The following is a 23,582-nucleotide window of genomic DNA, read 5'->3' on the forward strand; positions in this document are numbered from 1 at the left end:
CAGCCGTTGGATAGGAGACCATTATAGCTTGCGGCGCTGTTTGAGCAGGAAGCGTCCCGGGTCCAGTGCGGCGGCTAGCGTTGCTTCGATGGGAAGGGGTTCCCCTTCCAGCTGGCAGGCCAGGATTTCTGCTGCCAGAGGGGCCCATATCAGGCCCCGGCTGGCATAGCCGAGCAGCCCGTAGAGACCCTGATGGCGCGGCAACTCGCGCAGGCGTTCGGCGCGGCCCTCGCTTGCGCTGTCCGGTAGCGGGCCGACCAGCGGCAGGCGGTCGGGGGCCATGGTGCGGAAGCCTACGCGCCCCTGCAGCGGCGCCCCTGCGCCGTGGGCGCCGCCAAGGATTTCTTCCGCGCGTTGCAGGTTTTCGTCCTGGCTGGATTGCCATAGCTGGCGGTCGTCGGACCTGTCGTAGGTTGCGCCGACGCTGATGACGCCGGCAACCGACGGCGTCATATATGCTTCGCGGCAGACCACCATCGGGAGACTGGGGAACGTACCGTCCTGCAGGTGGGTGACCTGGCCGCGCATCGTGTACAGCGGCAGTTCGCGCGCTTGTTCAAGCGCCGTGGCTCCGGCGCCGTTGGCGAGAATGACGATGGGAGCGCTGGCCAGTTCGCGGCCATCCGCAGCGAGTACGCGCCAGCCCACGCCTGCGCTGATCCCGTTGCCAGGGGCGCGCTCGATGCGCAGTGCTTCCGCATGGAAGATGCGCTGCAGCCTGTCGCCGCAAGCCTGCAGCATTGCGCGGCAAACGGTGGCGGGCGTCGCCCAGCCGCCTTGCGGGAAGTGCCAGGCGCCGTAAGGTGTCGGCACGCCAAGCATGGCGCCCGCCTGCCCGGCATCGAGCCAGCGGACGTATTGTTCGGGGTAGCGCCAGGTGTCGACGACTTCTTTCTGCAGCAGCGCGTGCTCCGCGTCGCGGGCGAGCTGCAGCACGCCGCATTGGTCGCCGCGGATCGCCGGCCTGGAGAGGGTTGCGTCGGCGTCTGGTCCTGCTGCGTGCGGGCCAATGCCGCCGAGGTTCTGCCAGGCGCGCTGGGCATACAGGTAGGCGGCGCGCGTCAGGCGCGTCGGGATATTGTCGTCTTTCGAGAGCAGCGGCATGAAAATGCCGGCGCGGTTGCCGGACGCTTCCTGCGCAGGGCTCTCATGGCGTTCGATCAGGGTCACCTGCCAGCCGCGCGCAGCCAGGCGCTCGCAGGCTGCGCTGCCTGCCACGCCGGCGCCGATGACGATGGCGCGGCGCTCTGGCGCTGGCTCACGCGGCGGCTGTGGCTTGCGGCTGGTGTATGTTGCGTGCTGCCAGCCATCTTCTGCATCGCCCTCCACGCTAAAGCCTGCAGCACGCAGGGCGCGCATGGCTTGCTCATCCGGCTGGTGAATGCGTAGCGTGGATGCGGGCGTTGCAAGGCGCTGCAACGCCCGGATGTGATCCATGGGCGCGGGAATGATGAATTCATCGACGCGGGCGATGATCTCAGGCAGCCATGATTCGACGGGACCGATCAACAGGTCGAGCGTCACGCGTTCGGATGGCAGGTGCAGTCGGTGCAAGCCGGGCACGTCGACCGGCCACTGCGCGGCCAGGCCCGGCGCGCCGGCCGCCAGCGCGGAGGCCGGGGGCATGGCTGGCGCGATCGCAAGGTAATGCAGATGACGCTCGCCGGCGCGATGACGGGCGAGGGCTGCGATGAACTGTGCGCCGCTGCCGAACGCGGTGTCGAGAACGACGTGGCGTGAATCAGCCACGGCACTCCTTGTGGCGGAAGCACGCGAGGTCATGGTCGTTCACCATGCCGATGCCCTGCATATAGGCGTAGATAATCGTCGAGCCGACAAACTTGAACCCGCGCTTCGCCAGGTCCTTGGAGATCCGGTCCGACAGCTCGGTACGCGCCGGCCGGTCGCCCTGCGCGGCAATCCGGTTAACGATAGGCTTGCCGTCCACATACCCCCACAGCAGCGAGCACAGGCTGCCGCCCTCCGCCAGCAGGCGCAGGTAAGCGCGCGCATTGGTCACGACAGCATTCACTTTGAGCTTGTTGCGCACGATTCCCGGATCGGCAAGCAGTGCAGCGATCTTGGTTTCGTCGTACGCCGCAATCTTGCGCGCGTCCCAGCCATCGAACGCCGCGCGATAATTCTCGCGCTTATTGAGGATGGTTTCCCAGCTCAGGCCCGCCTGCGCGCCCTCGAGGTTCAGCATTTCAAACAGGCGCAGCTCGTCGCGGCACGGCACGCCCCACTCCTGGTCGTGGTAGGCGATATAGCGCGGATTATTTGGATTGGCCCAGGAACAGCGATGTTTGCTCATGGGCAGATTATAGTGCGCTCCCCCAGGCTGGTCACGATGCGCGCTTCGCCGCGTTCCACGCAATCGCTTAACTGGTGCACCAGGCGCGGGAACAGTTGCTCCGGCTGCGCCGCGTCCGTGGGCTGAAGCGCCGTCCAGGCATCACGTCCGGAATGCTTGGAGATGTACAGGCCCACATCCGCCAGCTCCACCACCTGCGACCATGACATCAAGCGCGGTTGCGAAGGCAGGAAGGGATAGCAGGCGAAACCGATCGAACAGGTGCGCGCCAGCTGGGTGCCGTCCGGCAGCAGGAAGCCGCGCGAGCATACCGCCTGGCGGATGCGCTCGGCCACCACATGCGCCCCGTTGCGGTCCGTGGCGCGCGCCAGCACCAGGAATTCTTCGCCGCCCCAGCGCACCAGGTAGTCCGATTCGCGGAACACTTCGCGCAGGCGGTCCTTCATCTGCACCAGCACGGAGTCGCCCGCCGCGTGGCCGTACCGGTCGTTGACTTCCTTGAAGTGGTCCAGGTCGACCATGTAGAACACCAGGTCGCGGCCGGAAGCTTCCTCGCCGGCGGCCAGGCCGTCATAGCCGCGCAGGCTGAGCGCCACGTCCGACTCCACATGCTGCAGGAAGAAACGGCGGTTGCGCAGGCCGGTCAACTGGTCGGTCAGGCTGACGTCTTCCAGCGCTTTGTAGGCGCGTTCCAGCTCCAGGTTCTTTTCCAGCAGCTGCGCCTGGGCCGCCGCATTATCCAGCGCAATGGCGCCGTATGCGCACAAGGTGCGGAAGATCAGGCGCTCGCGCTCACCATAAGCGCGCGGCAGCATCGACTGCACCGTCATCACGCCCAGCACGCGTTCGCCAATGGTCAGCGGTGCAAACAGCAGCGTCAATGTCGGCAGCGTGCCGGGAATCAGGTTGGGCGTATCGGACTTGTCCTCGATCTCGATCAGGATTTCGCGGCGCTCGCGCACGCAGCGCGCCGTGTTGAAGTTTTCATCCGACAGCGCAATGCGCATCGGCGGCAGCGGCAAGCCCATTTCAACGCCAAAGGTGCAATCCAGGCACTCGCCATCGGGCTGCAGCAGGAAGATCGAGAAGTGCGTCGAATCCAGCAGGCCATGCACGTGGCGGTCCAGCGCGCGGAACACGGCCGACGCATCCAGCTGCGCCGTGATCTCCTGGCCGATGGCGGAGAGATGGCTCAGGGTAGCGCTGGTCCGGGCCAGCACTTCGGCGCGTTCGGCTTCGGCGGCGGCCAGCTGGCGATGGTGTTCGCCTTCGGTTTGCGCGCGTTCGGTCTGGTGCTGCACCTGCATCGCGATGGCACGGTTGGTGGCTTCCTGGCTATGGGTACGGTCGCGCGCTGCATTGGCCTGCACCGAAAATTCATAGGCGCGCGCAAAATCGCCGACCGCCGCGTATTCGCGCGCCACCGAGTCAAGCAGCTCGCCTGGCAAGATGTAGCCATCGATGGTGGCGGCAATGGCCAGCGCTTCGCGCAGGTACTGCAGCACCGACCGCGCATTCCCTGCGTGGATGTCCGCCAGCACGCGCAAGGCGGAAATCTGGCTGAACGGATCGCTCAAGTCGCGCGCCAGCGTCAGCGCCGACATGGCTGCAGACTGCGCCTCCTGCATCCTGCCCAGCCCCGCCAGCGCGTGCGCCTGGCCGCGCCGCGCGCAGCTTTGGAAATCGTTCTGCGCCAGTGCATGGCCGCGCTGTTCAAGTTCGCGGAAGCTGGCCAGTGCTCCTTCGTAGTCGCCAAGGTCGAGCGCCAGGTCACCCTGGTATTCCAGCGCCATGACGAAGGCGCGCGAGCCGGACAAGGGCGCCAGCATGTGCAGCGATTCGCGCAGCAGGCCCTTCGCCGCCTGGCGCTGTCCGAGGTGGCGCAGCGTTTCCGCCGCCTGCATCTGAGTCAGCCCGATGCACATCGGCCAGCCGGTCGGCCGGGCCAGTTCCAGCCCGCGCTGCATCCATTCCAGCGCCGCTTCGTGCGCGTTGAGGCGGGTAAAGGCATTGCCGATATTGGTGGCCAGGATAATGGCGCGCCGCACCTGGCCCGACATGCGCGCCGCCTCGTAAGCGCCGATCAGGTGGCTGATGGCGCGCCCGAATTCCGCCGCCTGAAAGGCAGCCGTGCCAAGGTAGTCGGAAATCCAGCCCGCCACCACAGGATGGCGGCCGGCCAGCTCGTGCGGAAAGCGCTTGCTCCAGCGCTCAATCGCGGCCGGCGCATTGCGGAAGACACTGAACAGCGCGGCCAGGCTCTCGAAGATGTCGAGGCGCATGCCGTCGCCCGCCGCGCGTGCGTCGGCGATGGCCAGCGCCAGCTCATTCTCGCAGGCGGCGGAATCGCCACGGTCGAATGCCACCCAGGCCAGCAGGCTATGGGTATCGGCCGCGCCCAGCCGGTCGTGCTGGCGTGCGAATTCCAGCATCGCCCGTTCCGCGATGTCGCCGGCGCCGTCAAGGTCGCCGCTCAGCCAGCAGGCTTCGGCCCGCACCAGCTCCCAGCGCGCCGCCAGCACACGACTTTCCGCCGCCGGCAAAAGGAAGGCCAGCGCTTTCGCTTCTTCGGCATACTGTGCCGCTTTTACAACATCGCGCTGGCGCAGGTGCCAGGCCAGGCGGAATAGAAGCTTCGCGCGAGTTTCCCCTTCCGCAAGGGACAATTCCGCTTCCCACTGGGCCAGCTCCTGGTCGAGCGCGAACAATTCCACTACTTGATATCCTTGAAATAGGTGTTACTCCCAAGAATCATACAGCACGATCGCACTTTTCGCTGTTCAAGTAGCTTAAATATCTCCTATCGGCGTTCGGGCTTGGGGTTTTGCATACTGGAGTCCGGCTTATTGCCTCCTGTTGTCCCCGCCGCACGATTGCCCGCTTCGCCCGGTTGCGCGGCGCTGTTGCCGGCACTGCCCTGGGTACCGCTGCTGCCGGCCGTCGTGCCGCCCTGGACTGCCGCATTCAGCTGCTCCGCATTATTCAGGTGCTGGTGGATGGTTGGCTTCAGCCGGGTGGCCAGCGATTTCAGCTCGTCGTCCTTGGCCGAGGTTTCGACCTTGGCGACCAGCTGCTGCGCTTCCTTGTGGGATTGCACCCCGGCCTGCTCCATATAGCTGCGGTCGAACTTGTCGCCCGATAGCTTCTCCAGCTTGGTGGCCAGGGCCTTGTGCTTGGCGTCCAGCTCGTTCGGCAGCGTCACGCTGTGCGCGGAAGCCACTTTGCGCACCTCGTCCAGGCCCTTGGTGTGCTCGTCGACCATTTGCTGGGCGAAGCTCTTGACCCGGTCGCTCTGGGTCTTCTGCAAGGCCATCTTGGCCGTCTCGATTTCGGCCATATTGGCCATGGCCAGGTCAGTCAGCATTTTCTGGTCGGCCTTGGCGAGCCCTTCGGCCCAGGCGCTCCCGGTTCCCAACAGTGCCGACAACACAGCTACACGCATGAAATTGTTCATTTCGTCCTCCGTGACAAAATAGGTAGAAAATTATTTTAGGGAGGATGGAATAAGCCGACCACACGCTACGTATACGCAATACTTCCCACCCAACAAGGAGACTTGCAATGAAACTCATCGCCCTGACCCTGACCGCCCTGGTGAGCACCACCGCCTTTGCCGCCGAACCGCTGAAAAAGGCCGATGGCGTGTATGTCGACGCCGCCGGCATGACGGTCTACACCTTCGACAAGGACGTTGCCGGCAGCGGCAAGAGCGCCTGCGTCGACGGCTGCCTGAAGAACTGGCCTGCCGTTGCAGCCAGCGGCGAACTGGCCGCACCATGGTCGTCCATTACCCGCGATGACGGCAGCAAGCAGCTGGCCTACAAGGGCAAGCCGCTCTACCTGTTCGTGGGCGACAAGAAGGCCGGCGAGCGCGCGGGCGACAACGTCAAGGACATGTGGCACGTGGTCAAGGACTAAGCGGATGCAGGATGTGCGTGAGCTCCTGCTGGCCTGCCTGCCGCGCCTGCGCCGCTATGCGCGGGCGCTGACGGGCGATAGCGCCAGTGCGGACGACCTGGTGCAGGACACGGTGGAACGCGGCTGGTCGCGCATCGGCCAGTGGCGGCCAGATGGCGACCTGCGCGCCTGGCTGTTCGGCATCATGCACAACCTGCACATCGACCAGCTGCGGCGCGCCCCGCCGCCCGCCGTGGAGCTGGAGGATGGCGGCCCGCCCGCCGCGGCCTCTCCCCCGGCGCTGGACTTGCGCGACCTGGAGCGCGCCTTGCAGCAGCTTCCTTCCGCCCAGCGCGAAATGCTGCTGCTGGTGGCGCTGGAAGACATGCGCTACGAAGACGTAGCAGCCATGCTCGATATCCCCTTAGGCACGGTGATGTCGCGCCTGAGCCGCGCACGCGAGAATTTACGGCGGCTGATGACGGGGCAAGCACCCGCCGCCACCCTGAAGGTCGTGAAATGAACGAAGCCGAACTGCAAGCCTGGGTCGATGGCCGCCTGCCCTCGGATCGGCAAGCTGCGGTGGATCGCTACCTGGCCGAACACCCTGCCGAAGCCGCGCGCCTGCATGCCTACCGCGAGCAGAATGCTGCGCTGCACGCCTTGTTCGACGACACGCTGGACGCCCCCATTCCCGAGGTACTCCATCCGCCGCGCGCGGGCGCGCCATCCGCCCCCGCCGCGACGCCAGGCAGCGCTGGCGCCTGGAGCGTAGGCACGGCCGACGCTGGCGCGGAATCCCTGATCGATGCGCCTCCCGTTCCCGCTTCGGCCGGCAGCGCGGCCGGCCACGCGCCTGCATGGCCTGTGCCAGCCTGGCGCCGCATGGCTGCCATGGTGGCGGTAGCCGTCGGCGCGGGACTGGTCGGCGGCACCGCCGGCTGGACGCTGCGCGGCGCCGGCGCGGATAGCGGCGCCAGCCTGGCCGCCAACGCCCTCCCGCAATCCCTGGCCGCACTGCCGCGCCAGGCGGCCATTGCCCACGCCGTCTACACGCCCGAAGTAAAGCATCCAGTGGAAGTCGGCGCCGACCAGCAGCAGCATCTGGTGGCCTGGCTCTCCAAACGCCTGGGCAAGCAACTGCGGCCGCCGCAACTGGCGAAACAAGGCTACGAACTGGTGGGAGGCAGGCTGCTGCCGGGCGATACCGGTCCGGTAGCGCAATTCATGTACGCCGACGCCAGCGGCCAGCGCATGACGCTTTACGTCAGCTCCGGACAAAAGCAGAACCGCGACACGGGCTTCCGTTTCGCGCAGGAGGGCAATGTGGGAGTGTTCTACTGGATCGACGGCAGCTTCGGCTATGCGCTGTCGGCTGCCGTCGGCAAGAAGGAGCTGTCGCAGATCGCCACGGCGGTCTACGAACAGCTGCAGCCTTAATTCGGCATGCGGCGGCCGGCTTCAGTGATACGGTTACGCATCACTTCCGGTGCTGCAGGCCCTGGCGCGAACATATAGTCCTCGTCATTGATGGCCAGGCCACTGTTGGCGTCGACGAGAACCTGGTCGGCCGGTTTGCCGGTTTCGCGGCTCACCACCAGCAAGCTGGCGCCTTCCGGCGACAGGTGCTCATTCCCCCAGGCAATGAAAGCCAGCAGCACAGGTTTGAAGTCGCGCCCAGCCTTGGTCAGGATGTACTCATAGCGTGGCGGACGGGTGCTGTACTGGCGGCGCTCCATCAGGCCGCCCTCCACCAGACCGGCCAGGCGGCGGGTCAGCATGTTCGGCGCGATCTTCAGGCTCTTCTCAAATTCATCGAAGCGGGTCAGGCCATAGAACGCATCACGCAGAATCAGGATGCTCCACCACTCGCCCACCTTGCCGAGGCTACGCGCAATCGGGCAAGGCATTTGGCCAAAGTCGGTATGTTTCATGTTAGCTCCTAGTCGGTTGGATCGTCTGGTTTAACCAGTTGAATGCTTCAGTCTCCATTGAACATCGAAAACACCCTCAAAAGACTCACCAAAAATCACTCTTGCAAGGGACGTAGCTATCTTCTTTCCATTCTGCGTTGTTGCGGCGCACACAATGTTTGCCGGAAGCGAAAATTCCTTTGCCAGATGTGAAATGCGCAACTTTTTTTGAAACATGGGCATAATGAACTCATGTACCTGACCAGCGACGCCCAAGTGCGAAATATCCTCGTCGTGGATGATTCCGCGTTCGAGCAGCGCATGCTTGTGGATTTATTGAGCGAAATGCCCTACCGGGTGTCGGTGGCCTTCAATGGCGAACAGGGATACCAGTTGGCGCTGACCGGCCAGCCGGACTTGATCCTGCTCGACGTGCGCATGCCGAATATGGATGGCTATACCTGCTGCAGGCTGCTCAAGGCGAACCCGGCGACGCGCGATATCCCCATCATTTTCCTGAGCGGCACCGAGGCGGTGGAAGACCGCATCATGGGCCTGCAGCTGGGCGGGGTTGATTTCGTCAGCAAGCCCTTCACGCCGGGAGAACTGGCGGCACGCATCCACGTGCACCTGAACTTGATGAAACGGCCGGCGCAGGAAGCAGCCGGGGCTGAAGTGATCGATACCGATTCAGTCATCGTGAACGCAGCCAAGCGCCTGATCTACGACAACCTGGCCGCCCTGCCCGGCCTGGCCGAAATTGCCGCCAGCGTGGGCACCTATCGCGAAAAACTGAACCAGCTGTTTCGTACCCACACCGGCATGACGGTGTTTGCCTATATCCGCGAAGCGCGCATCCAGCGCGGCATCCAGCTGCTGCGCGATACCGACATGGATGTGCAGGACATCGCGCTGCTGCTGGGCTTTGCCAATGCCGGCAATTTCGCCACCGCCTTCCGCGAGCGGATGGGCACTACCCCCAGCAGCTACCGCGCCTCAATCCTTAAAACTTGTGATTGAGTTTGACTGACGCGAAGCGGCCGCGCGGGTCGCCTTGCGTGTAGTCGACGAGGGCGAACGAGCTATCCCACGAAGGCTTGCGATCGAAGGCATTGGCCACGATCAGGTTCACGCTGGTAGCGGCGTTGAACTTGTAGCCTACGTTCAGGTCCACGGTGGCGAACGGCTTCACGCGCTCGCCGGGCCGGGTAGTCTGCTCGTAGCCGTCCACATAATTCCAGGCGACGTTGGTGTTCCACTGGCCCAGCTCCCAGGTAGCGCTGGTGGTGCCGCGCCATTTCGGGATGGAGCCGAAGTAGTTGGTGCCGGCGCCATTGGTCAGCGGCTCGCCAGGCGACAGCGGCTGTTCGTACTTGAACACGCGGCTCAATTGCGCGTTCAGGGTCACGCTGCCGTAGGCGGTTTTCGCCAGCTTGTGGCGCAGGTCCAGGTCGATGCCGCTCACCACGCGCTCGCCCTGGTTGGCGTACTGGCGGTACAGCGTCAGGATGCGGCCCTGGGCATCGCGCACGACTTTCTCGGGATGGGCCGCTTCGTTGGCCAGGATGGTGTCGGTGCTTTCGGTATCGATCACGCCCTTGGTGCGAATGTGATAGAAGTCCACGCCCACGCTGCTGTTGGCCGACGGCGACACCACGAAGCCCAGGTTGAAGTTGTTGGAACGCTCAGGCGACAACTGGCTGTTGGCGATCGTGATGTTGGTGATGCCGCGCGGCTGGCTTGGCGTGACCGGGTCTTTCGCATCGATCACGGAGCCGTAGCTGACCGAAGTCGAGTTGGTGATCTCCGGCAGCGACGGTGCGCGGAAGCCGCGCGACACCGTGCCGCGCACCAGCAGCCACGGGGCGGCCTGGTAACGCACGCTGGCTTTCGGCGAGAAGGCGGAGCCGAAGTCGCTGTATTTGTCGGCGCGGCCGGCCAGGTTGAGCGTCAGGTCTTGCAGCACCGGCACGTTGAATTCGGCGAAGCCAGCGGCCACTTCGCGCTTGCCCTTGATGATGTTGATCGCAGGACGCAGTTCGGTACCCGACAGCACGGCGGTCGAGGTGTTGGAATTCATTTCTTCCTGGCGCCACTGGCCACCGAAGGCGAAGCCCAGCGCGCCGGCCGGCAGCCGTGCCAGTTCTTTGGAGGCGTTGAAGTCGGCCACTGTCAGCGTCGATTCCGCTGGGCGCAAGGTCGACAGGCGCAGGCGGTTGCGGACCTCTTCGCTGTTCTTCGACTGGTCGGCGAAGTTGTAGCTGCCGTCGGCCAGCACTTTTTCGAAGGCGTAGCGGTTGACGAAGTTCTGCACGGTTTCTTTCAGCTTGCTGCCGGAACGGGCGACGGATGCGTCATAGTCCCAGCCATTCCAGGAGCCCTTGATGCCGGTCAGCACGCGGAAGAAGTCCACCTTGTCCTGTTTCTGGCGCGCGCCCAGGTCGAACAGCGTTGCGGTGAATGGCAGCGGCGTGGCGCCCGGGTTGTCCGGATGGCCGACCGGCAGCACCACGCTGATGTTGTCCAGCTTCTGCTGGGCGTTGTTCCAGGCGCGCAGGCCGCTGCCCACGGTCAGTGGGGCGCCGAACGTCTGCTCGGCCCAGGAGTAACCGTACAGGCCTTCTGCATAGGCTTCGGTGTCTTCATTGAGTTTCAGGGTGCCGCGCAGCGAGGTGTGCACGCGCTCCACGCCCGGAATCAGGGTGCGGAATTCGGCAGGGTTGAAGGCCAGCACCTGGCCGCTCTTGCCCGGCGTGATATCGCCGTAATTCTGCACTTGCAGCGGCCCTTGAACGCCGCCGAGCTGTCTGGTCGGATCGGAGGTGCCGTAGTAATTCGTTGGCGTCCACGCCAGCGTGCCATTGGCATTGCCGCGGAAGTCGCTGCCGCGCAGGTAGGACACATCGCTTTGCTGCAGCTTGTCGCGCTTCAGCGCATCGAGCGAAAACACCACGCTCCAGCCCTGGTCATCCAGGCTGCCAAAGCCTGTCTGCAGCGACGCGCTGCGTTCCAGCTGGCCGGTGCCCTCGGTGGAAGAACCCACTTGCGCACTGACCTCGGTACCCTTGAATTCCTTGTACAGGATGATGTTGACCACACCCGCCACCGCATCCGAACCGTAGACCGACGATGCGCCATCTTTCAGCACCTCGATGCGCTGTACCGCCGCCAGCGGCAGCGAATTCAAGTCGACGAAGACTTCCTGCAATTCCTGCGCAGTCGCGTAAGGCGACACGCGCTTGCCGTTCACCAGGATCAAGGTGTTCTTCTGGCCCAAGCCGCGCAGCGACAAGCCCGCCGTGCCTGCGGAGAAGCTGCCAGTGTATTGCTCGTTGTAGCTATTGCCGCTGTTGGCGGAGATGGAACGCAGCACATCGGCCACGGTAGTCTTGCCGGTAGCCGCGAGTTCCTTGGCGCTCAGCACCTGTACGGCGCTGGCGCCTTCTTTTTGCGAGGTGCGGATATTCGAGCCGGTAACCACCACGCGGGCCAGTTCTTCTTCGGCTTGGGCGAATTGCGGGAAAGCGGCCGCGATGGCCAGGGTGATGCTGAGAGGCTTGATCATGTTCTTCCTTTTGGGTGTGCAGCGCCCTGCCCTGCCTTGTGGGCGGGTTCGGGCAAAACGGTATTACGGGGATTTGCAGAGGCTTAGCAGCGACGCATGTGCTGCGCCATGCAGCTCATGGTGATGGTGTGGCGGTGTTGTAGGACTCGCGTTTTCATGAGGCAACTATAAGGCCACCATTTCATTTCTGAAACGAATTAAATTTCAGACGCATATGCAATTTGGATATATAGACATGGCTGTCTACATTTCGCCACAGGGAAAGCGGCAAAGTATACAACTCTGTCTAGACAGGCTATTCTAGTCAAAACGTTACAAGGAAATAAACATGGCTAGCATTCCGAAACCAACCCCAGCCGAGCTGGAACTGCTGCAAGCGATCTGGCCGCTTGGCTCTGCCACTGCCAAACAAGTACATGAGGCCATGCTGGCCGAGAAGCCGGATCTTGCTTACGGCGCCGTGCTGCGCCTGATGCAGATCATGCATGGCAAGGGCTTGCTGATCCGCGACGAGAGCCAGCGCTCCCACGTCTACGCCGCCGCCGTGGCGCGCGAGGCGATGCAGGGCAATATGCTGCAAGACCTGCTGCAGCGCGCCTTCGCCGGTTCCGCCAAGGCGCTGGTGCTGGCGGCGCTGAAAAGCGGCATCTCGAAAAAGGAACGCGCCGAAATCGAAGAACTGCTGAAGCAGGAGGACAAGCCGAATGAATAACATCATCAACGCCGCCGGCTGGACCCTGATCCACTTCCTGTGGCAAGGCGCGCTGGTGGGCATCGCCACCGCCGCCCTGCTGCGCATGATGCGCGGCGCCAGTCCCGGCTCACGCTATACGGTGGCCTGCCTGGCGCTGCTGGCATGCCTGCTGTGGCCCGCCTATGAATTCGCCGACGCGCTGCAAGCGCCGGGCCGCTCCTGGCAAGCCTTGCTCGCAGCACCCAGTAACGAAGCTGTTGCGAACAGTGAGCTCCTGACCAATATCGACAATCGTCTGCCGCTGCTGGTCAGCGCCTGGCTCGCCGGCGTCTGCGCACTGGCGCTGCGCAGCGCATTCGGCCTGGCCTGGATCGCCCGCACGCGCCGCACCGGCGGACGCAATGCACACTGGCAGCAGCGCTTGTCGCATATGGCGACGCGCCTCGGCATCCGCCGCGCGGTATCGCTGCGCATCGTTGAAGCGCTGGCCAGCCCGATTACCGCGGGCTGGTGGCGCCCCGTTGTCCTGATGCCGGCGGCACTGGTGGCGCGCATGCCGCCGGAACTGCTGGAAGCCCTGCTGGCGCATGAACTGGCCCACGTACGGCGCCACGACTTCCTGGTGAACCTGCTGCAGAACGTAATCGAGACACTGCTGTTCTACCATCCGGCCGTGTGGTGGCTGTCGCGCCGCATCCGCCATGAACGCGAACTGGTGGCCGACGCGATCGCCGCCGACATGACGGGTGAGCCGCGCCGCCTGGCACTGGCCCTGTCGGAGCTGGAAAAAATGCAGTTCGCCAAGCAGCGGCTGGCTCTCGCGGCCGACGGTGGCGACCTGACGCAGCGCATCCGCCAGCTGGTGGTGCCGCAGCAGCAACGCGGCAACTGGAAAGCCTTGCTGGCCGTCCTGGGCGTAGCCGCAGCCTGCCTCGCCGGCTATGCCAATGCCCGCGTCGAGACGGCTAGCACGCCTGCGGCGCGCACGCAGGCAGTCGTCGACTTCCGCAGCTGTTCCAAGCCGCAGTGGCCAACTGAAGACTTGCGTGCGGAGCACACCGGCACCGTAACGCTGTCATTCAACATCGATGAAAAAGGCGGCGTCGCTGGTTCCAGGGTCGTTCATTCCAGCGGACATCCTGGCCTCGACCAGGCAGCACAAACCGGCATCTCCCAGTGCCACTTCGTCCCTGCCAAGGTGCGCGGCAAGCCCGTCTCGACCTGGCAGCAAATGCAGTACGTATGGACCCTCGAATAAGGAGACTGAAACAATGAAACAACTGAACACGGCAGCGCTGTTCGCCACCCTCGCAATCTGCGGCCACGCCATGGCCGCCGACAAGCCAAGACAACTTACGGTGGACTTTGGCAGCTGCGCCAAGCCTGAATGGCCGGCAGAAGATTTCAAGGCCCAGCACACCGGCACCGTGAGGCTCGAATTCACCGTCGACAAGGAAGGCGTCGTCAAGGACTCGGCGATCGTCAAGTCGTCCGGCTATCCCGGCCTGGACGAAGCAGCACGTACTGGCATTGCCAAGTGCCGTTTCAAGAACGGTCCCGGCAAAGCGCCATTGCAATACGTGTGGACCCTGGAGTAATGGCATGAAATTGAGCTCCACCATTGCAGCGCTCGCGCTGTGGGCCGTATCCGCCGCCTGCAGCGCGCAGGCGGCGGGCACCGCCCTGCCCTCGCATCCTTTCGTCAGCACCAGCGGCAAGGCGCAGCTGTGGATGCGGCCCGACATCGGCGAAGTGAAGTTCGAAGCCGGCGCCCAGGACGGCAGCTCGCAGGCGGCCGCCGCCCAATTGCAGGAGCTGAGCGCCAGTGTCATGCAACTGCTGGCCGAGCACGGCGTGCAGGAATCGGACATCGAGTCGTATGACATCGAAAAGAAAACCGTTCCCGTCGACGCCGAAAAGCCTGCGGTCTATTCGATGGGCCGCCTGTTCCACGCCCGCGTGCGCGACCTGGCGCAGTGGCCGGACCTGGTTTCCAAACTGGTGGAAAAAGAACACATTACCAACATCAGTTCCACCTTCGACCGCACCGACGGCGACGACATCAACGCCCAGTTGATGGCCGCAGCGGCCGACGACGCACGCAACAAGGGCAGCTCGCTGGCCAAAGCCTTCGGCCGCAAGCTCGGCCGCGTTGTCGCCGTCGCCCCTGGTCCGCTGACGCAAGTCGGCGCGCCCTTCCTCGAATTGCAGCGAGGACGTGAAACACGCGGCACCGCCCCGCAGAGCGGCAACTTCAGTGTGCCGGACTCGATCGCCTATTCACAGACCGTGAATGCCATCTTCGTCTTGAAGTAACTCCAAACCCATGAAACTTCGATTGATCGCCTGTGCGGCGGTGGTCTGCGCACGCGCCTACGCCCAGGAAACTCCGCCGATTGTGCAGGTAAAGGCCAGCGCCGACACACTGCGCCAGCAAGATACCGCCTCCCGCATCGTCGTCACCCGCGACGAATTGCTGAAGTATGGCGATCCCACCGTGCTGGATGCACTGAAACGCCTGCCGGGCGTAAGCGTGGTGGACAACGTGCCGCGCATGCGCGGCCTCGGCGCCGGCTACACGCAAGTACTGGTGGACGGCAGCACGCCGCCGCCCGGCTTCGCCCTGGAAAACCTCTCTCCCGAGATGATCGAAAAGATCGAAGTGGTGCGCTCCGCCGTAGCCGAATACAGTACACGCGCCATCGCCGGCACCATCAACGTGGTGCTGCGCAAGCCCGCCAGCAAGCCATCCAGCGAATGGCGCGCGAGCCTTGGCGGCGCGCCAAGCAGGTCGATGGACAGCCTCTCGGGCACCCGGGCCGACAAGGCAGGCGACATGTCGTACACCTTCAGCGCAGCGCTCAACCATGGCAGCCTGCAGGCGAGCAGCCACACCGACTTGCGCAGCTGGGATGCAAATGGCGCCCCGCTGTATCTGCAGCGCGAAAACCAGGATCTGGTCGAGCACATCTGGAACGCCAGCACAAATGCCCGCATGTCATTGCAACTGGCTCCGGGCAGGAAGCTGGACTGGAGCCTCCGCGCCAACTACATTGATATTCGCTCAAGCAGCGATGGCGGCATCGCAAGCCTGTTCGGGCCGGAGAATCCTCTCGCCCGCATGCTGAAGTCGCGCGTAAACCGCATGGGTTCCGCCGGCACCGACTTAGGCTGGTCCGTCAAACTGGATGACGGCAGCGCGTTTGAAACCACGCTGAAGGCTTCCGCCGCCAGGGCGTTGCGTCATTTCGTGCGCCACGCTTACACCGCCGGCGGAGAACTTGCGCTTGATCGTGTCAACGACACCGGCCCCACCGGAAAAAGCGTGAGCTGGAAAGGCAAATACAGCACGCCGCTGGCCACTGGGCACATCGCCAGCGCCGGCTGGGATACCAGCTACACCAACCAGGGCGACCATGAACTGCAATTCGAGCCGCCGCTGCCGCTCAACGCAGGCGCTCCGTTCGACCGCGAATACCACTCGCGCCTGACCACTTTTTCCGCGTTCCTGCAAGATGAATGGGAGGTCAATCCCAACCTCTCCGTCTATGCCGGGGTGCGGCGCGAGGCGGGTATCGCCCATTCCGCCGGCTCTGACTTCCCGCCCATCTCAAGCCACAGCGGCGTTACCAGTCCTTTGCTGCAAGCGCTGTGGAAGATTCCAGGCGAGAGCAAGAGCCAGCTGCGGGCCGCCCTGGCGCGAACCTACAAGCTCCCCCCTGCTTACGAATTTGTGCCGCGGCGCGGCACCAACGATTACAACTCGCCGGTCTCGCCCGATTACAGCGGCAATCCGAACCTGCGGCCGGAAATTTCGCACGGCCTGGATCTGGCGTGGGATTACTATTGGGCCGAAGGTGCACTGCTGTCGCTGTCAGCCGGCGCGCGCCGCATCAACGATGCGATTGTGACGATGACGGAATTCGACGGCGTGCGTTGGGTGTCCTCGCCGCATAATATCGGCAAGGCGCGCAGCCGCAGCCTGGAGATGGAACTCAAATTTCCGCACCAGGATTTAAAGTTCTCGTTCAGCGCCGGCCGGCATTTTTCCTCGATCGACAATGCGCCGGGGCCAAACAACCGCTTGGGCCAGCAATCGCCTTGGACGGGCAACTTAATGCTAGATTACGTCCATGGTCCATGGAGCGCAGGGGCCAACCTTGCTCTGTCCACCGGTGGCTGGAGCCGGATCACGCCGGCGCAGTCAAGCTACAGCGGCGTCCGGCGCTCGGTGGAGGCCTATGTCGGCTACAAGATTGATGCCGCCAGCAAAATCCGCGTAACGGCGCTGAACGTCGCACATCCGGCAATTCTTCAGGGTACCCAGGTATATGTTCCGGACGGTCGCTCTGAAAGCATGGAACGAACGCCTGGACGCGCCAGCTTGCGCCTCAATTACGAGCACCGTTTTTAAGCGCCCGCCTCGCGCTGGCGGCGCCAGTGCCGCCACGCGACGATGGCGTTGATCCAGTAGGCCGCGTACAGCGCAGCCGTCAGGTACAAGCCGCGGCTGGCGTACAGCGGCACCGAGACTGTGTTCACTAGAAGCCATACCGGCCAGTTCTCGATGCGCCGCCCCATCAGCAGCACCTGGGCGATAACAGAGAACATCAGCACCGCCGAATCGATGAAGGGCGCATACGCATTGGTGTAATGCTTCAGCATCAGCCCATAACCAGCAGTGGCAAATACGCCGGCCAGCGCCATTTTCAGCAGCGTTGCGGGACGTGTGGTGCGGATATGCAGCGAGTGGCCATGGTCGCCGCGCAGCCACTGGCGCCAGCCGATGATGCAGGTGGCGATGAACAACAGCTGCAGCGCCACGTCGGCATACAGCTGCGAACCATAGAACAGCACCGCGAACAGCGAGCAGCCGGCAATGCCGGTCCACCAGGAATGGATGTTATTGCGCCCAGCCAGGAAGATGGAGACCGCCATGATCGCATTGGCGGCGATTTCCAAAGGTTCGGCCATGCTCATTTGCCTTTGTCGAAGAAGATCATTTGCATAGTGAGATTCAAGCTCCGGACAAGATGGCCAACAGGCCCCGCATGTCTTCGCCGCTTTCCTGGCGCAGCGTGCTCGGGGCGATTTCAAGGATGGCGAAGCCGTGGCTGCGCGCCAGCGACTCGATGCCGGTGCGCGAATGGGCGTAGCGGCCGGAAGTCCGCAAAATGAAGTCTTCCGGGCCCTCGTATTCCTCGACCGAGAAGGCGAAGACGCCGCCGCTGCGCAGCGCCAGCCGCGCTACGGAAAACACCGGCTTCAGATCGCCCACGTAGACGAACACGTCGGCCGCCACGATCACGTCGCTGCTGGCTGGGCGCGTGCGCAAGTAACCCACCATCTCGCCGCAATACAGGCCGTCGTATAAGCCCGTATCGCGCGCCTTGTCCAGCATGTGCGCCGACAGGTCGACGCCCTCCAGCAGGCAGGCCATGGGACGCAGCAGCGGCCCGCACAGGCCAGTGCCGCAACCGGCATCCAGCACATCGAGTTCGCCCGGCGGCAGGTGGCGGCGCAGCGCCTCGACCAGGAGCGTCGGCGTGCGGTAGCGCAGCACGTCGACCAGGTGGTGGTCGAAATTGCCGGCATACTGGTCGAACAGCGCTTTCACGTAGGCCGACGGCGAGGCGCCCGGCGCCTGCTGCGCGCCCATGATGGCCAGCATATAGCCGACGGTGGCGGCATCGGCGCCAACATCCAGCGCGGTCTTGTAGGCTTCGACCGCTTCCCCGTTGCGGCCCATGGCGCGCAGCGTGTTCGCCATGCCAAGCTGGGCACGCGCGTAGCGGGGGCGCACGGTCAGCGCATCATGAAAACTCGCCAGCGCCTCGTCAAGCTCCTGCAAGCGCAACAGCAAGGCGCCGCGTGCGCACCAGGCTTCCGCATATTCGGGCTGCAGCTGCAGCGCGCGCTCGAAGCCCTCCAGCGCATCGACCGGCTTGCCCAGCGCCAGCAAAGAGACTGCGGCGCCATGCAGCGCTTCCGGGTAAGCACGACGCACGGCCAGGGCCGCGCCAAAACTGTCCAGCGCCGCCTCGTGGCGCGCGATCGATTGCAACGCGAGGGCCCGGTTGCACAGCGCTTCCGCATAATCGGGCGACAGGCGCAGCGCCGCATCATAGCTGTCCAGCGCCTTGTCGATATGTCCCAGGTGGCGCAGCGCGTTGCCACGGTTGCTGAGCGCCATGGCGTAATCGGGCTGCAGCGCCAGCGCGCGCTCGAAACTGGCCAGGGCTTCGTCGTAACGCCCCATGTCCTGCAACACCACGCCGCGATTGCAGTGGACCCTGGCGCGGCCGCCGTCAAGGGACAAGGCGCCATCGATCATGGCCAGCGCCCGTTCAGGATCGCCCTGCTGGCGCGCCAGCACCCCACTCAAGTGCAGGGCATCGACATTCAGCGGCTCGGCGCGCAGGACGTCGTCGTACAGCGCCTGTGCGCGGCCCAGTTCGCCCTGCTGGTGCAGCGCCACCGCTTGTTTCAGTATTGCATTGATTTCTGTCATGGGCGCTATTACACCAAGCCGTCACACAGGCGTCAAACCGCCGTCACATTCGGCCCGCAAAATGCTTGCACCTGGCGCTTCGCGGCGTCACTACCGGGGCCGGCGGTCGGGAAATATACCGGCACCACATTCACAAGCTTTCTGCTTTACAGCGACGCGGCCATCTGAAACACTGTCCCTGTGGATACTTTCGGATGCCCTCAGCCATGAGGCTGTTGCTTACTGCCCTCCTGCTACAGCTTGTCAGCCCAGCTGGCGCCTGCACTTTGCGCCTCGCCCCCGAAGAGTGGCCGCCATATTTTTATCATAATGACAAGGCAGTGCTGGGCGGCGTCGATTTTGAACTGCTGCAGGCCATACTGAGCCATGCCGGCTGCAGCTTGCAGCTGGAAAAGGAAATGCCCATTGCGCGGCGCAATGTATTGTTTCAGCAAGGAAAACTCGACTTGCTGATGGCCGCCTCCGCCACCGAGGAGCGGCGCGGCTTTGCCCGCTTCAGCCTGCCGTACCGGCAAGAGACCGTCGGCCTGTTCACCGTGCCGGAGAAGCTGGACAAACTGCGCCGTATCGACAGTTTCCAGTCCATGGCGGCCCAGCACGCCAGCCTGCTGGCGCCGCGCCTGGGCTTTTACGGCGACGATTACGAGCGCGCCCTGCCAATGCTGAATGCCGAAGGCCGGCGCAGTACCTTCAGCACTTTCGAGCAAGGCATCAAGATGCTGGAAGCAGGTCGGGCCGACCTGATCATGGGCGATGCCAACGCCCTGCGGCATGTGGCGCGCCAGCAGAATGTCAAGATCGTGCAGCTGCCCTACATTCCCTATCGTGCGCCGGTGCACCTGATGCTGAATGCCGCCAGCACAACCCAGGCGCAGCTGGCGCGCATCAACCAGGCCATCACCCAGCTCGAACAGAACGGCGCGCTGCCGGCCATCCGCGCGCGCTATGGTGTCAACTAAGCGGCGCTAGCACCCCTTGGCCACGTGCAGCCACTGGCAGGACCACATGCCGACCCGTTGCAGCGATCCGGCGGGATCGCCCCAGATGAAGAAGGCGATTGCGGCCAGCACCAGGACAAGGCCGAAGCGTTTCATTTCAAGACGTAGCTTGCCAGTACGGCCTGCACTTCGTAAATGCTCAGGCGCTTGTTGAATTTTTGCGTGAACGGTTCGGCAGTGCTGGAAATCCAGATCTTCAGTTCCGCGTCGAGGTCCAGCGTGCCACCGGTCTCGATGCTGAAATGCGTCACGCTCCTGTAGGGGATGGAGTGATACTCCTTTTTGCTGCCGGTGACGCCCTGGATATTCACCACTACCAGGCGCTTGTCGGTGAATACCAGGTAATCGCGGATCAGCTGGTAAGCATGTTCGACGCGCTCATTGGGCGCCAGTACCTTGGCGAAGTCTTCGCGCAGGTCCGCCACGTCGATCTTGGAGGCGTTACCCAGCATGCCATCGATGATTCCCACTTCAGCTCCCGGTCGTAGTCGTTTCACCGGAATCTATCACGAAGCGCGCATTTCCGGTCAGGCAGCGGCGCTTTCCCGCTCTTCCATCAGGTAGTTGGTCGCCGCGTAGGCCGCCAGCGGGCGGGCGAAGTAGTAACCCTGCAGGAAGTTGCATCCCAATTGACGCAGTTGCGCCGCCTGCTCCGAATCTTCCACGCCTTCCGCCACGATTTCCAGCCCAAGGTTGCGCGCCAGGCCGACGGCGGTGGCGCAGATTTCGAGGTCTTTTTCGGAAGTGCCGATATCGCGCACAAAGCTGCGATCGAGCTTGAAGGAATGGACCGGCAGCATTTTCAGGTAGCCCAGCGAGGAGTAGCCGGTACCGAAATCGTCAATCGACAGCCGCACGCCGAGGCTGCGCAACTCTTCCAGTTTCTCGATGGAGCGTTGCGGGTCTTGCATCAGCACCGACTCGGTGATTTCAAGTTCCAGGTCCGCACCCATCAACCCGGCCCGCTTCAGTGCCGCCTGCACGCTTTCGCCAAGGTCGCTTAGCAGCAGCTGTTGCGCCGACAGGTTGACCGCCATCCGCACGTCGCCAAAGCCCAGCGCGCGCCAGTCCTGCAGCTGCTTGCAGGCGGTTTCCAGCACCCAGGAACCGATCGCCGCGATGGCGCCCGTCGATTCGGCCAGCGGAATGAATTTGTCCGGCATGACCAGGCCCAGTTCCGGGTGCTGCCAGCGCACCAGCGCCTCCATGCCCAGCACCCGTTCCGTGACCGCGCAGACCTGCGGCTGGTAATGCAGGAAGAATTCGCCGTTGACCAACGCTTCCTTCAGCTCATTCTCAAGGCCGATGCGTTCGCTCAGCGACTGCTGCAGCGATGGATGGAACATGCGCAGGTTGCCTGGCCCCAGGTCGCGTGCCTCGTGCAGGGCCAGGCCCGCCGATGCCAGCAAGTCTTCCGGCGAATTGGCGTGGTCCGGATAGATCGCCACGCCGGCGCTGAATGTCATGTTCAATACTGTGCCCGCCACCGTGAACGGCGGCTTGATCGCTTCCAGCACGCCCTCCACTTCGCGCTCGATGCCGGCCAGGGTCTTATGGCCCGCAATGCCAACGACGAAACGCGCACTGCCAAGGCGCGCCACCAGGCGGCGCTTGCCGCAGTGCTCGCGCAGGCGTTGTGCAACTTCGATCAGCACCTGATTGCCGGCTTCGTAGCCGCGCGTTCCGTTGATGATCGCCAGCCGGTCCAGGTCCAGCAGCAGCACTGCAGTGCGGGTCAGGCTCGATTCGCTCCAGGCGAACATGGCGCGCAGTTTGTCCAGCGCTCCTTCGCGGTTGGGCAATCGCGTCAGCGCATCATTGGTCAGGGCGCGTTCGAAACGCTGGCTGGATTGCTTGTGGCTCTCCACTTCGCGCTCCAGCGCCGCGCTGATGCGGATCTTTTCAGTCAGGCGCTGCGTCGCCTCGCGCCGCACCAGCAGCAGGAAGGACGCCGCCAGGAACAGGAAGCCGAAGCCGCTCAAATACGGTACGCGCAGCATGCCGGTATCGGCCGCACCGCCCAGCGCCGCCGTCCCTGCGACAAGCCCCACCGAGATCCATACCAGGACGTTCGAGAAACGCGCCCGCTGGCGCCAGGCGCGGGCACAGAAGAAGACTGCCAGCACCGCCGTCCCCAGCGACAGCAGGCGGTTCACCGCATACGCCTTGGTGGTGTCGCCAAAGAGCAGGAAAGCACGCTCGCCCCACGCCAGTTCGACAGGGGCATCCACCGCCAGCTCGGAAAAGCGGTAGCCGTATGGCGCAACATAGTTGTCAAGCACCAGCAAGGCGGAAACCACGGAGATGCCGTAGCTGATTCTTAATGCGGCCTTGCGCGTGTCCAGCAAGGCAATCAGGTAGCAGGTCTGCGGCACCAGCAGCAGCGAGAAGAAGTTGACCCATTTATGGGCCCGGATTGCATGCTCCAGGTCCGGCGCCACCTGCTGGTGCACATTCGCGTACTGGAAGCAGGCAAACGTCAGGCAGATGACGGCAAAAGTCCAGCACGCCCGCACATAAGTGCTGTTGCGCGCCAACAGTGCGGCCTGAAATGCAGACATTGCTAGCGCGCCTACGGAGATCAGGTAGAGCGAAGCAAGGGGCGTATCCATAGGGTCATCGAGTTACTTTTAGGCAAACCCGGCTATTTTATTACATTGCTAAGGCGCCGCCCATTGTTCTCCTGGGAGAACGCAGTCGACAGAATTTGCGCCTATCGAAGATGCCATTCATGGCACATACTGATCTGGCAGTTGTCCCTTGCCAGTCCAGGAGCGCATCATGAAGAACGTTATCGGTGTTTACAGCGCCCCGCGCCAGCACTGGGTCGGCAATGGTTTCCCGGTCCGCTCGCTGTTCTCCTACCACGACATGGGGCCGGAGCTCAGCCCCTTCCTGCTGCTGGACCGCGCCGGACCGATGAAGTTCGAGCCGGCCGAGGCAGTGCGCGGCGTCGGGCAGCACCCGCACCGGGGCTTCGAAACGGTGACCATTGTCTACAGAGGCGAGGTGGCGCACCGGGATTCGACCGGCCAGGGCGGGGTGATCACCGACGGCGACGTGCAGTGGATGACGGCGGCCTCCGGCATCCTGCACGAAGAATTCCACTCCGAGGCGTTCACCCGCGCGGGCGGCATATTGGACATGGTCCAGCTGTGGGTCAACCTGCCAGCCAAGGACAAGATGTCGGCCCCCGGCTACCAGCATATCGACAGCAAAACCATTCCCCGCATCGGCCTGCCGGACGGCGCGGGCGCCCTGCGCGTGATCGCGGGGAACTATGAAGGACATCAAGGTCCCGCCCGCACTTTCACCCCCATGAACGTCTGGGACCTGCAGCTGAAGGCCGGCGTACCGGTCCGCTTGCCGGCCGCGGATGGCTGGAACACGGCAGTCACCGTCCTCCACGGCGCCGTGATGGTCAACGAAAACACCGCAGCCCAAGAGGCGGAACTGGTGGTCCTCAGCCGCACCGACCAGGACCTGACGGTCGAAGCCAGCAGCGACGCAGTCGTGCTCTTGTTAAGCGGCCTGCCGATCGACGAACCCATTGTCGGGCACGGCCCCTTCGTCATGAACTCGGATGCCGAGATCGAGCAAGCCTTCCGCGATTTCACCGGCGGCAAATTCGGCAAGATTCCAGGGAACTGAACCGAGCAGGCCATGCCAAACAACGAGCGGCGCCAGACG

General features: G+C 63.8%; 22 protein-coding genes. 11 read left to right on the forward strand and 11 right to left on the reverse strand.

Translation table 11 applies throughout. The features are described 5' to 3' along the window. Positions 1-21: 21 nt before the first annotated feature. The 4 genes from mnmC1 to GM658_RS02770 form a co-directional block, all read right to left on the reverse strand. Positions 22-1,749, reverse strand: coding sequence for an FAD-dependent 5-carboxymethylaminomethyl-2-thiouridine(34) oxidoreductase MnmC1 (gene mnmC1 / locus GM658_RS02755; RefSeq protein WP_371865018.1), 1,728 nt, complete (start codon positions 1,747-1,749; stop codon positions 22-24). Continuing rightward, complete coding sequence (locus GM658_RS02760; protein ID WP_155452499.1) at positions 1,742-2,314, reverse strand: DNA-3-methyladenine glycosylase I; 573 nt, start codon at positions 2,312-2,314, stop codon at positions 1,742-1,744. Before GM658_RS02760 ends, mnmC1 begins: the two co-directional genes overlap by 8 nt. Next, positions 2,311-5,028, reverse strand: coding sequence for a diguanylate cyclase (locus tag GM658_RS02765; RefSeq protein WP_371865019.1), 2,718 nt, complete (start codon positions 5,026-5,028; stop codon positions 2,311-2,313). The genes GM658_RS02760 and GM658_RS02765 overlap by 4 nt, the downstream gene beginning before the upstream one ends. Before the next feature lie 86 nt (positions 5,029-5,114). Further along, on the reverse strand, positions 5,115-5,768 hold the full coding sequence (locus tag GM658_RS02770; protein WP_155452500.1) for a DUF4142 domain-containing protein: 654 nt from the start codon (positions 5,766-5,768) through the stop codon (positions 5,115-5,117). A 107-nt stretch (positions 5,769-5,875) separates the two neighbouring features. On the opposite strand from GM658_RS02770, the gene GM658_RS02775 reads away from it, so the two are divergent. The 3 genes from GM658_RS02775 to GM658_RS02785 are packed head-to-tail and all read left to right on the forward strand — an operon-like array spanning position 5,876 to position 7,651. Next, on the forward strand, positions 5,876-6,232 hold the full coding sequence (locus GM658_RS02775; protein WP_155452501.1) for a COG4315 family predicted lipoprotein: 357 nt from the start codon (positions 5,876-5,878) through the stop codon (positions 6,230-6,232). A gap of 4 nt (positions 6,233-6,236) precedes the next feature. Next, entirely contained in the window at positions 6,237-6,734 is a 498-nt protein-coding gene (locus GM658_RS02780) for an RNA polymerase sigma factor (protein WP_155452502.1), read from the forward strand. After that, positions 6,731-7,651, forward strand: coding sequence for an anti-sigma factor family protein (locus tag GM658_RS02785; RefSeq protein WP_155452503.1), 921 nt, complete (start codon positions 6,731-6,733; stop codon positions 7,649-7,651). Before GM658_RS02780 ends, GM658_RS02785 begins: the two co-directional genes overlap by 4 nt. On the opposite strand, the gene GM658_RS02790 is transcribed toward GM658_RS02785, so the two are convergent. Then, positions 7,648-8,145 (reverse strand): winged helix-turn-helix transcriptional regulator, encoded by a 498-nt coding sequence (locus GM658_RS02790; protein WP_057264480.1) that lies wholly within the window; start codon positions 8,143-8,145, stop codon positions 7,648-7,650. The two genes, GM658_RS02785 and GM658_RS02790, sit on opposite strands and share 4 nt — an antisense overlap. 231 nt (positions 8,146-8,376) lie before the next feature. On the opposite strand from GM658_RS02790, the gene GM658_RS02795 reads away from it, so the two are divergent. Beyond that, positions 8,377-9,144 (forward strand): response regulator transcription factor, encoded by a 768-nt coding sequence (locus GM658_RS02795; RefSeq protein WP_155452504.1) that lies wholly within the window; start codon positions 8,377-8,379, stop codon positions 9,142-9,144. On the opposite strand, the gene GM658_RS02800 is transcribed toward GM658_RS02795, so the two are convergent. Then, positions 9,128-11,689 (reverse strand): TonB-dependent receptor plug domain-containing protein, encoded by a 2,562-nt coding sequence (locus GM658_RS02800; protein ID WP_155452505.1) that lies wholly within the window; start codon positions 11,687-11,689, stop codon positions 9,128-9,130. The genes GM658_RS02795 and GM658_RS02800 overlap by 17 nt on opposite strands. A 328-nt stretch (positions 11,690-12,017) precedes the next feature. On the opposite strand from GM658_RS02800, the gene GM658_RS02805 reads away from it, so the two are divergent. Genes GM658_RS02805 through GM658_RS02825 form a run of 5 tightly spaced genes read left to right on the forward strand, consistent with a single transcriptional unit; the run spans position 12,018 to position 16,797 of the window. Further along, complete coding sequence (locus tag GM658_RS02805; protein WP_155452506.1) at positions 12,018-12,401, forward strand: BlaI/MecI/CopY family transcriptional regulator; 384 nt, start codon at positions 12,018-12,020, stop codon at positions 12,399-12,401. Then, complete coding sequence (locus tag GM658_RS02810) at positions 12,394-13,641, forward strand: M56 family metallopeptidase (RefSeq protein WP_155452507.1); 1,248 nt, start codon at positions 12,394-12,396, stop codon at positions 13,639-13,641. The genes GM658_RS02805 and GM658_RS02810 overlap by 8 nt, the downstream gene beginning before the upstream one ends. 13 nt (positions 13,642-13,654) lie before the next feature. After that, positions 13,655-13,981, forward strand: a complete 327-nt coding sequence (locus tag GM658_RS02815; RefSeq protein WP_155452508.1) for an energy transducer TonB — start codon at positions 13,655-13,657, stop codon at positions 13,979-13,981. Between the two features lie 4 nt (positions 13,982-13,985). Next, positions 13,986-14,699 carry an SIMPL domain-containing protein gene (locus GM658_RS02820; protein WP_155452509.1) on the forward strand — a complete coding sequence of 238 codons (714 nt, stop codon included), beginning with the start codon at positions 13,986-13,988 and terminating at the stop codon, positions 14,697-14,699. A 10-nt stretch (positions 14,700-14,709) separates the two neighbouring features. Then, positions 14,710-16,797, forward strand: a complete 2,088-nt coding sequence (locus GM658_RS02825) for a TonB-dependent receptor plug domain-containing protein (protein ID WP_155452510.1) — start codon at positions 14,710-14,712, stop codon at positions 16,795-16,797. On the opposite strand, the gene pnuC is transcribed toward GM658_RS02825, so the two are convergent. Both pnuC and GM658_RS02835 read right to left on the reverse strand, forming a co-directional pair. Beyond that, positions 16,794-17,357: a nicotinamide riboside transporter PnuC gene (gene pnuC, locus GM658_RS02830; RefSeq protein ID WP_211841804.1), complete on the reverse strand. Its 564-nt coding sequence runs from the start codon at positions 17,355-17,357 to the stop codon at positions 16,794-16,796. The genes GM658_RS02825 and pnuC overlap by 4 nt on opposite strands. A gap of 43 nt (positions 17,358-17,400) precedes the next feature. Then, a complete protein-coding gene (locus tag GM658_RS02835; protein WP_155452512.1) occupies positions 17,401-18,894 on the reverse strand; it encodes a tetratricopeptide repeat protein in 1,494 nt (497 codons plus the stop codon). A gap of 206 nt (positions 18,895-19,100) precedes the next feature. Here GM658_RS02835 and GM658_RS02840 point away from each other — a divergent pair, with 206 nt between their 5' ends. Continuing rightward, a complete protein-coding gene (locus GM658_RS02840) occupies positions 19,101-19,853 on the forward strand; it encodes a substrate-binding periplasmic protein (protein WP_155452513.1) in 753 nt (250 codons plus the stop codon). A 6-nt stretch (positions 19,854-19,859) separates the two neighbouring features. Here the strand turns inward: GM658_RS02840 and GM658_RS29490 are convergent, their stop codons facing one another. The 3 genes from GM658_RS29490 to GM658_RS02850 are packed head-to-tail and all read right to left on the reverse strand — an operon-like array spanning position 19,860 to position 22,453. Continuing rightward, on the reverse strand, positions 19,860-19,988 hold the full coding sequence (locus tag GM658_RS29490; RefSeq protein ID WP_267874948.1) for a hypothetical protein: 129 nt from the start codon (positions 19,986-19,988) through the stop codon (positions 19,860-19,862). Continuing rightward, a complete protein-coding gene (locus tag GM658_RS02845) occupies positions 19,985-20,362 on the reverse strand; it encodes a PH domain-containing protein (protein WP_170298644.1) in 378 nt (125 codons plus the stop codon). The genes GM658_RS29490 and GM658_RS02845 overlap by 4 nt, the downstream gene beginning before the upstream one ends. Before the next feature lie 57 nt (positions 20,363-20,419). Next, positions 20,420-22,453, reverse strand: coding sequence for a putative bifunctional diguanylate cyclase/phosphodiesterase (locus GM658_RS02850; RefSeq protein WP_170298645.1), 2,034 nt, complete (start codon positions 22,451-22,453; stop codon positions 20,420-20,422). 220 nt (positions 22,454-22,673) lie between these two features. On the opposite strand from GM658_RS02850, the gene GM658_RS02855 reads away from it, so the two are divergent. Continuing rightward, positions 22,674-23,543: a pirin family protein gene (locus GM658_RS02855; protein WP_155452515.1), complete on the forward strand. Its 870-nt coding sequence runs from the start codon at positions 22,674-22,676 to the stop codon at positions 23,541-23,543. Positions 23,544-23,582: the final 39 nt, after the last annotated feature.

This window comes from Massilia eburnea (assembly GCF_009720745.1).
Taxonomy (GTDB): Bacteria; Pseudomonadota; Gammaproteobacteria; order Burkholderiales; family Burkholderiaceae_D; genus Rugamonas; species Rugamonas eburnea.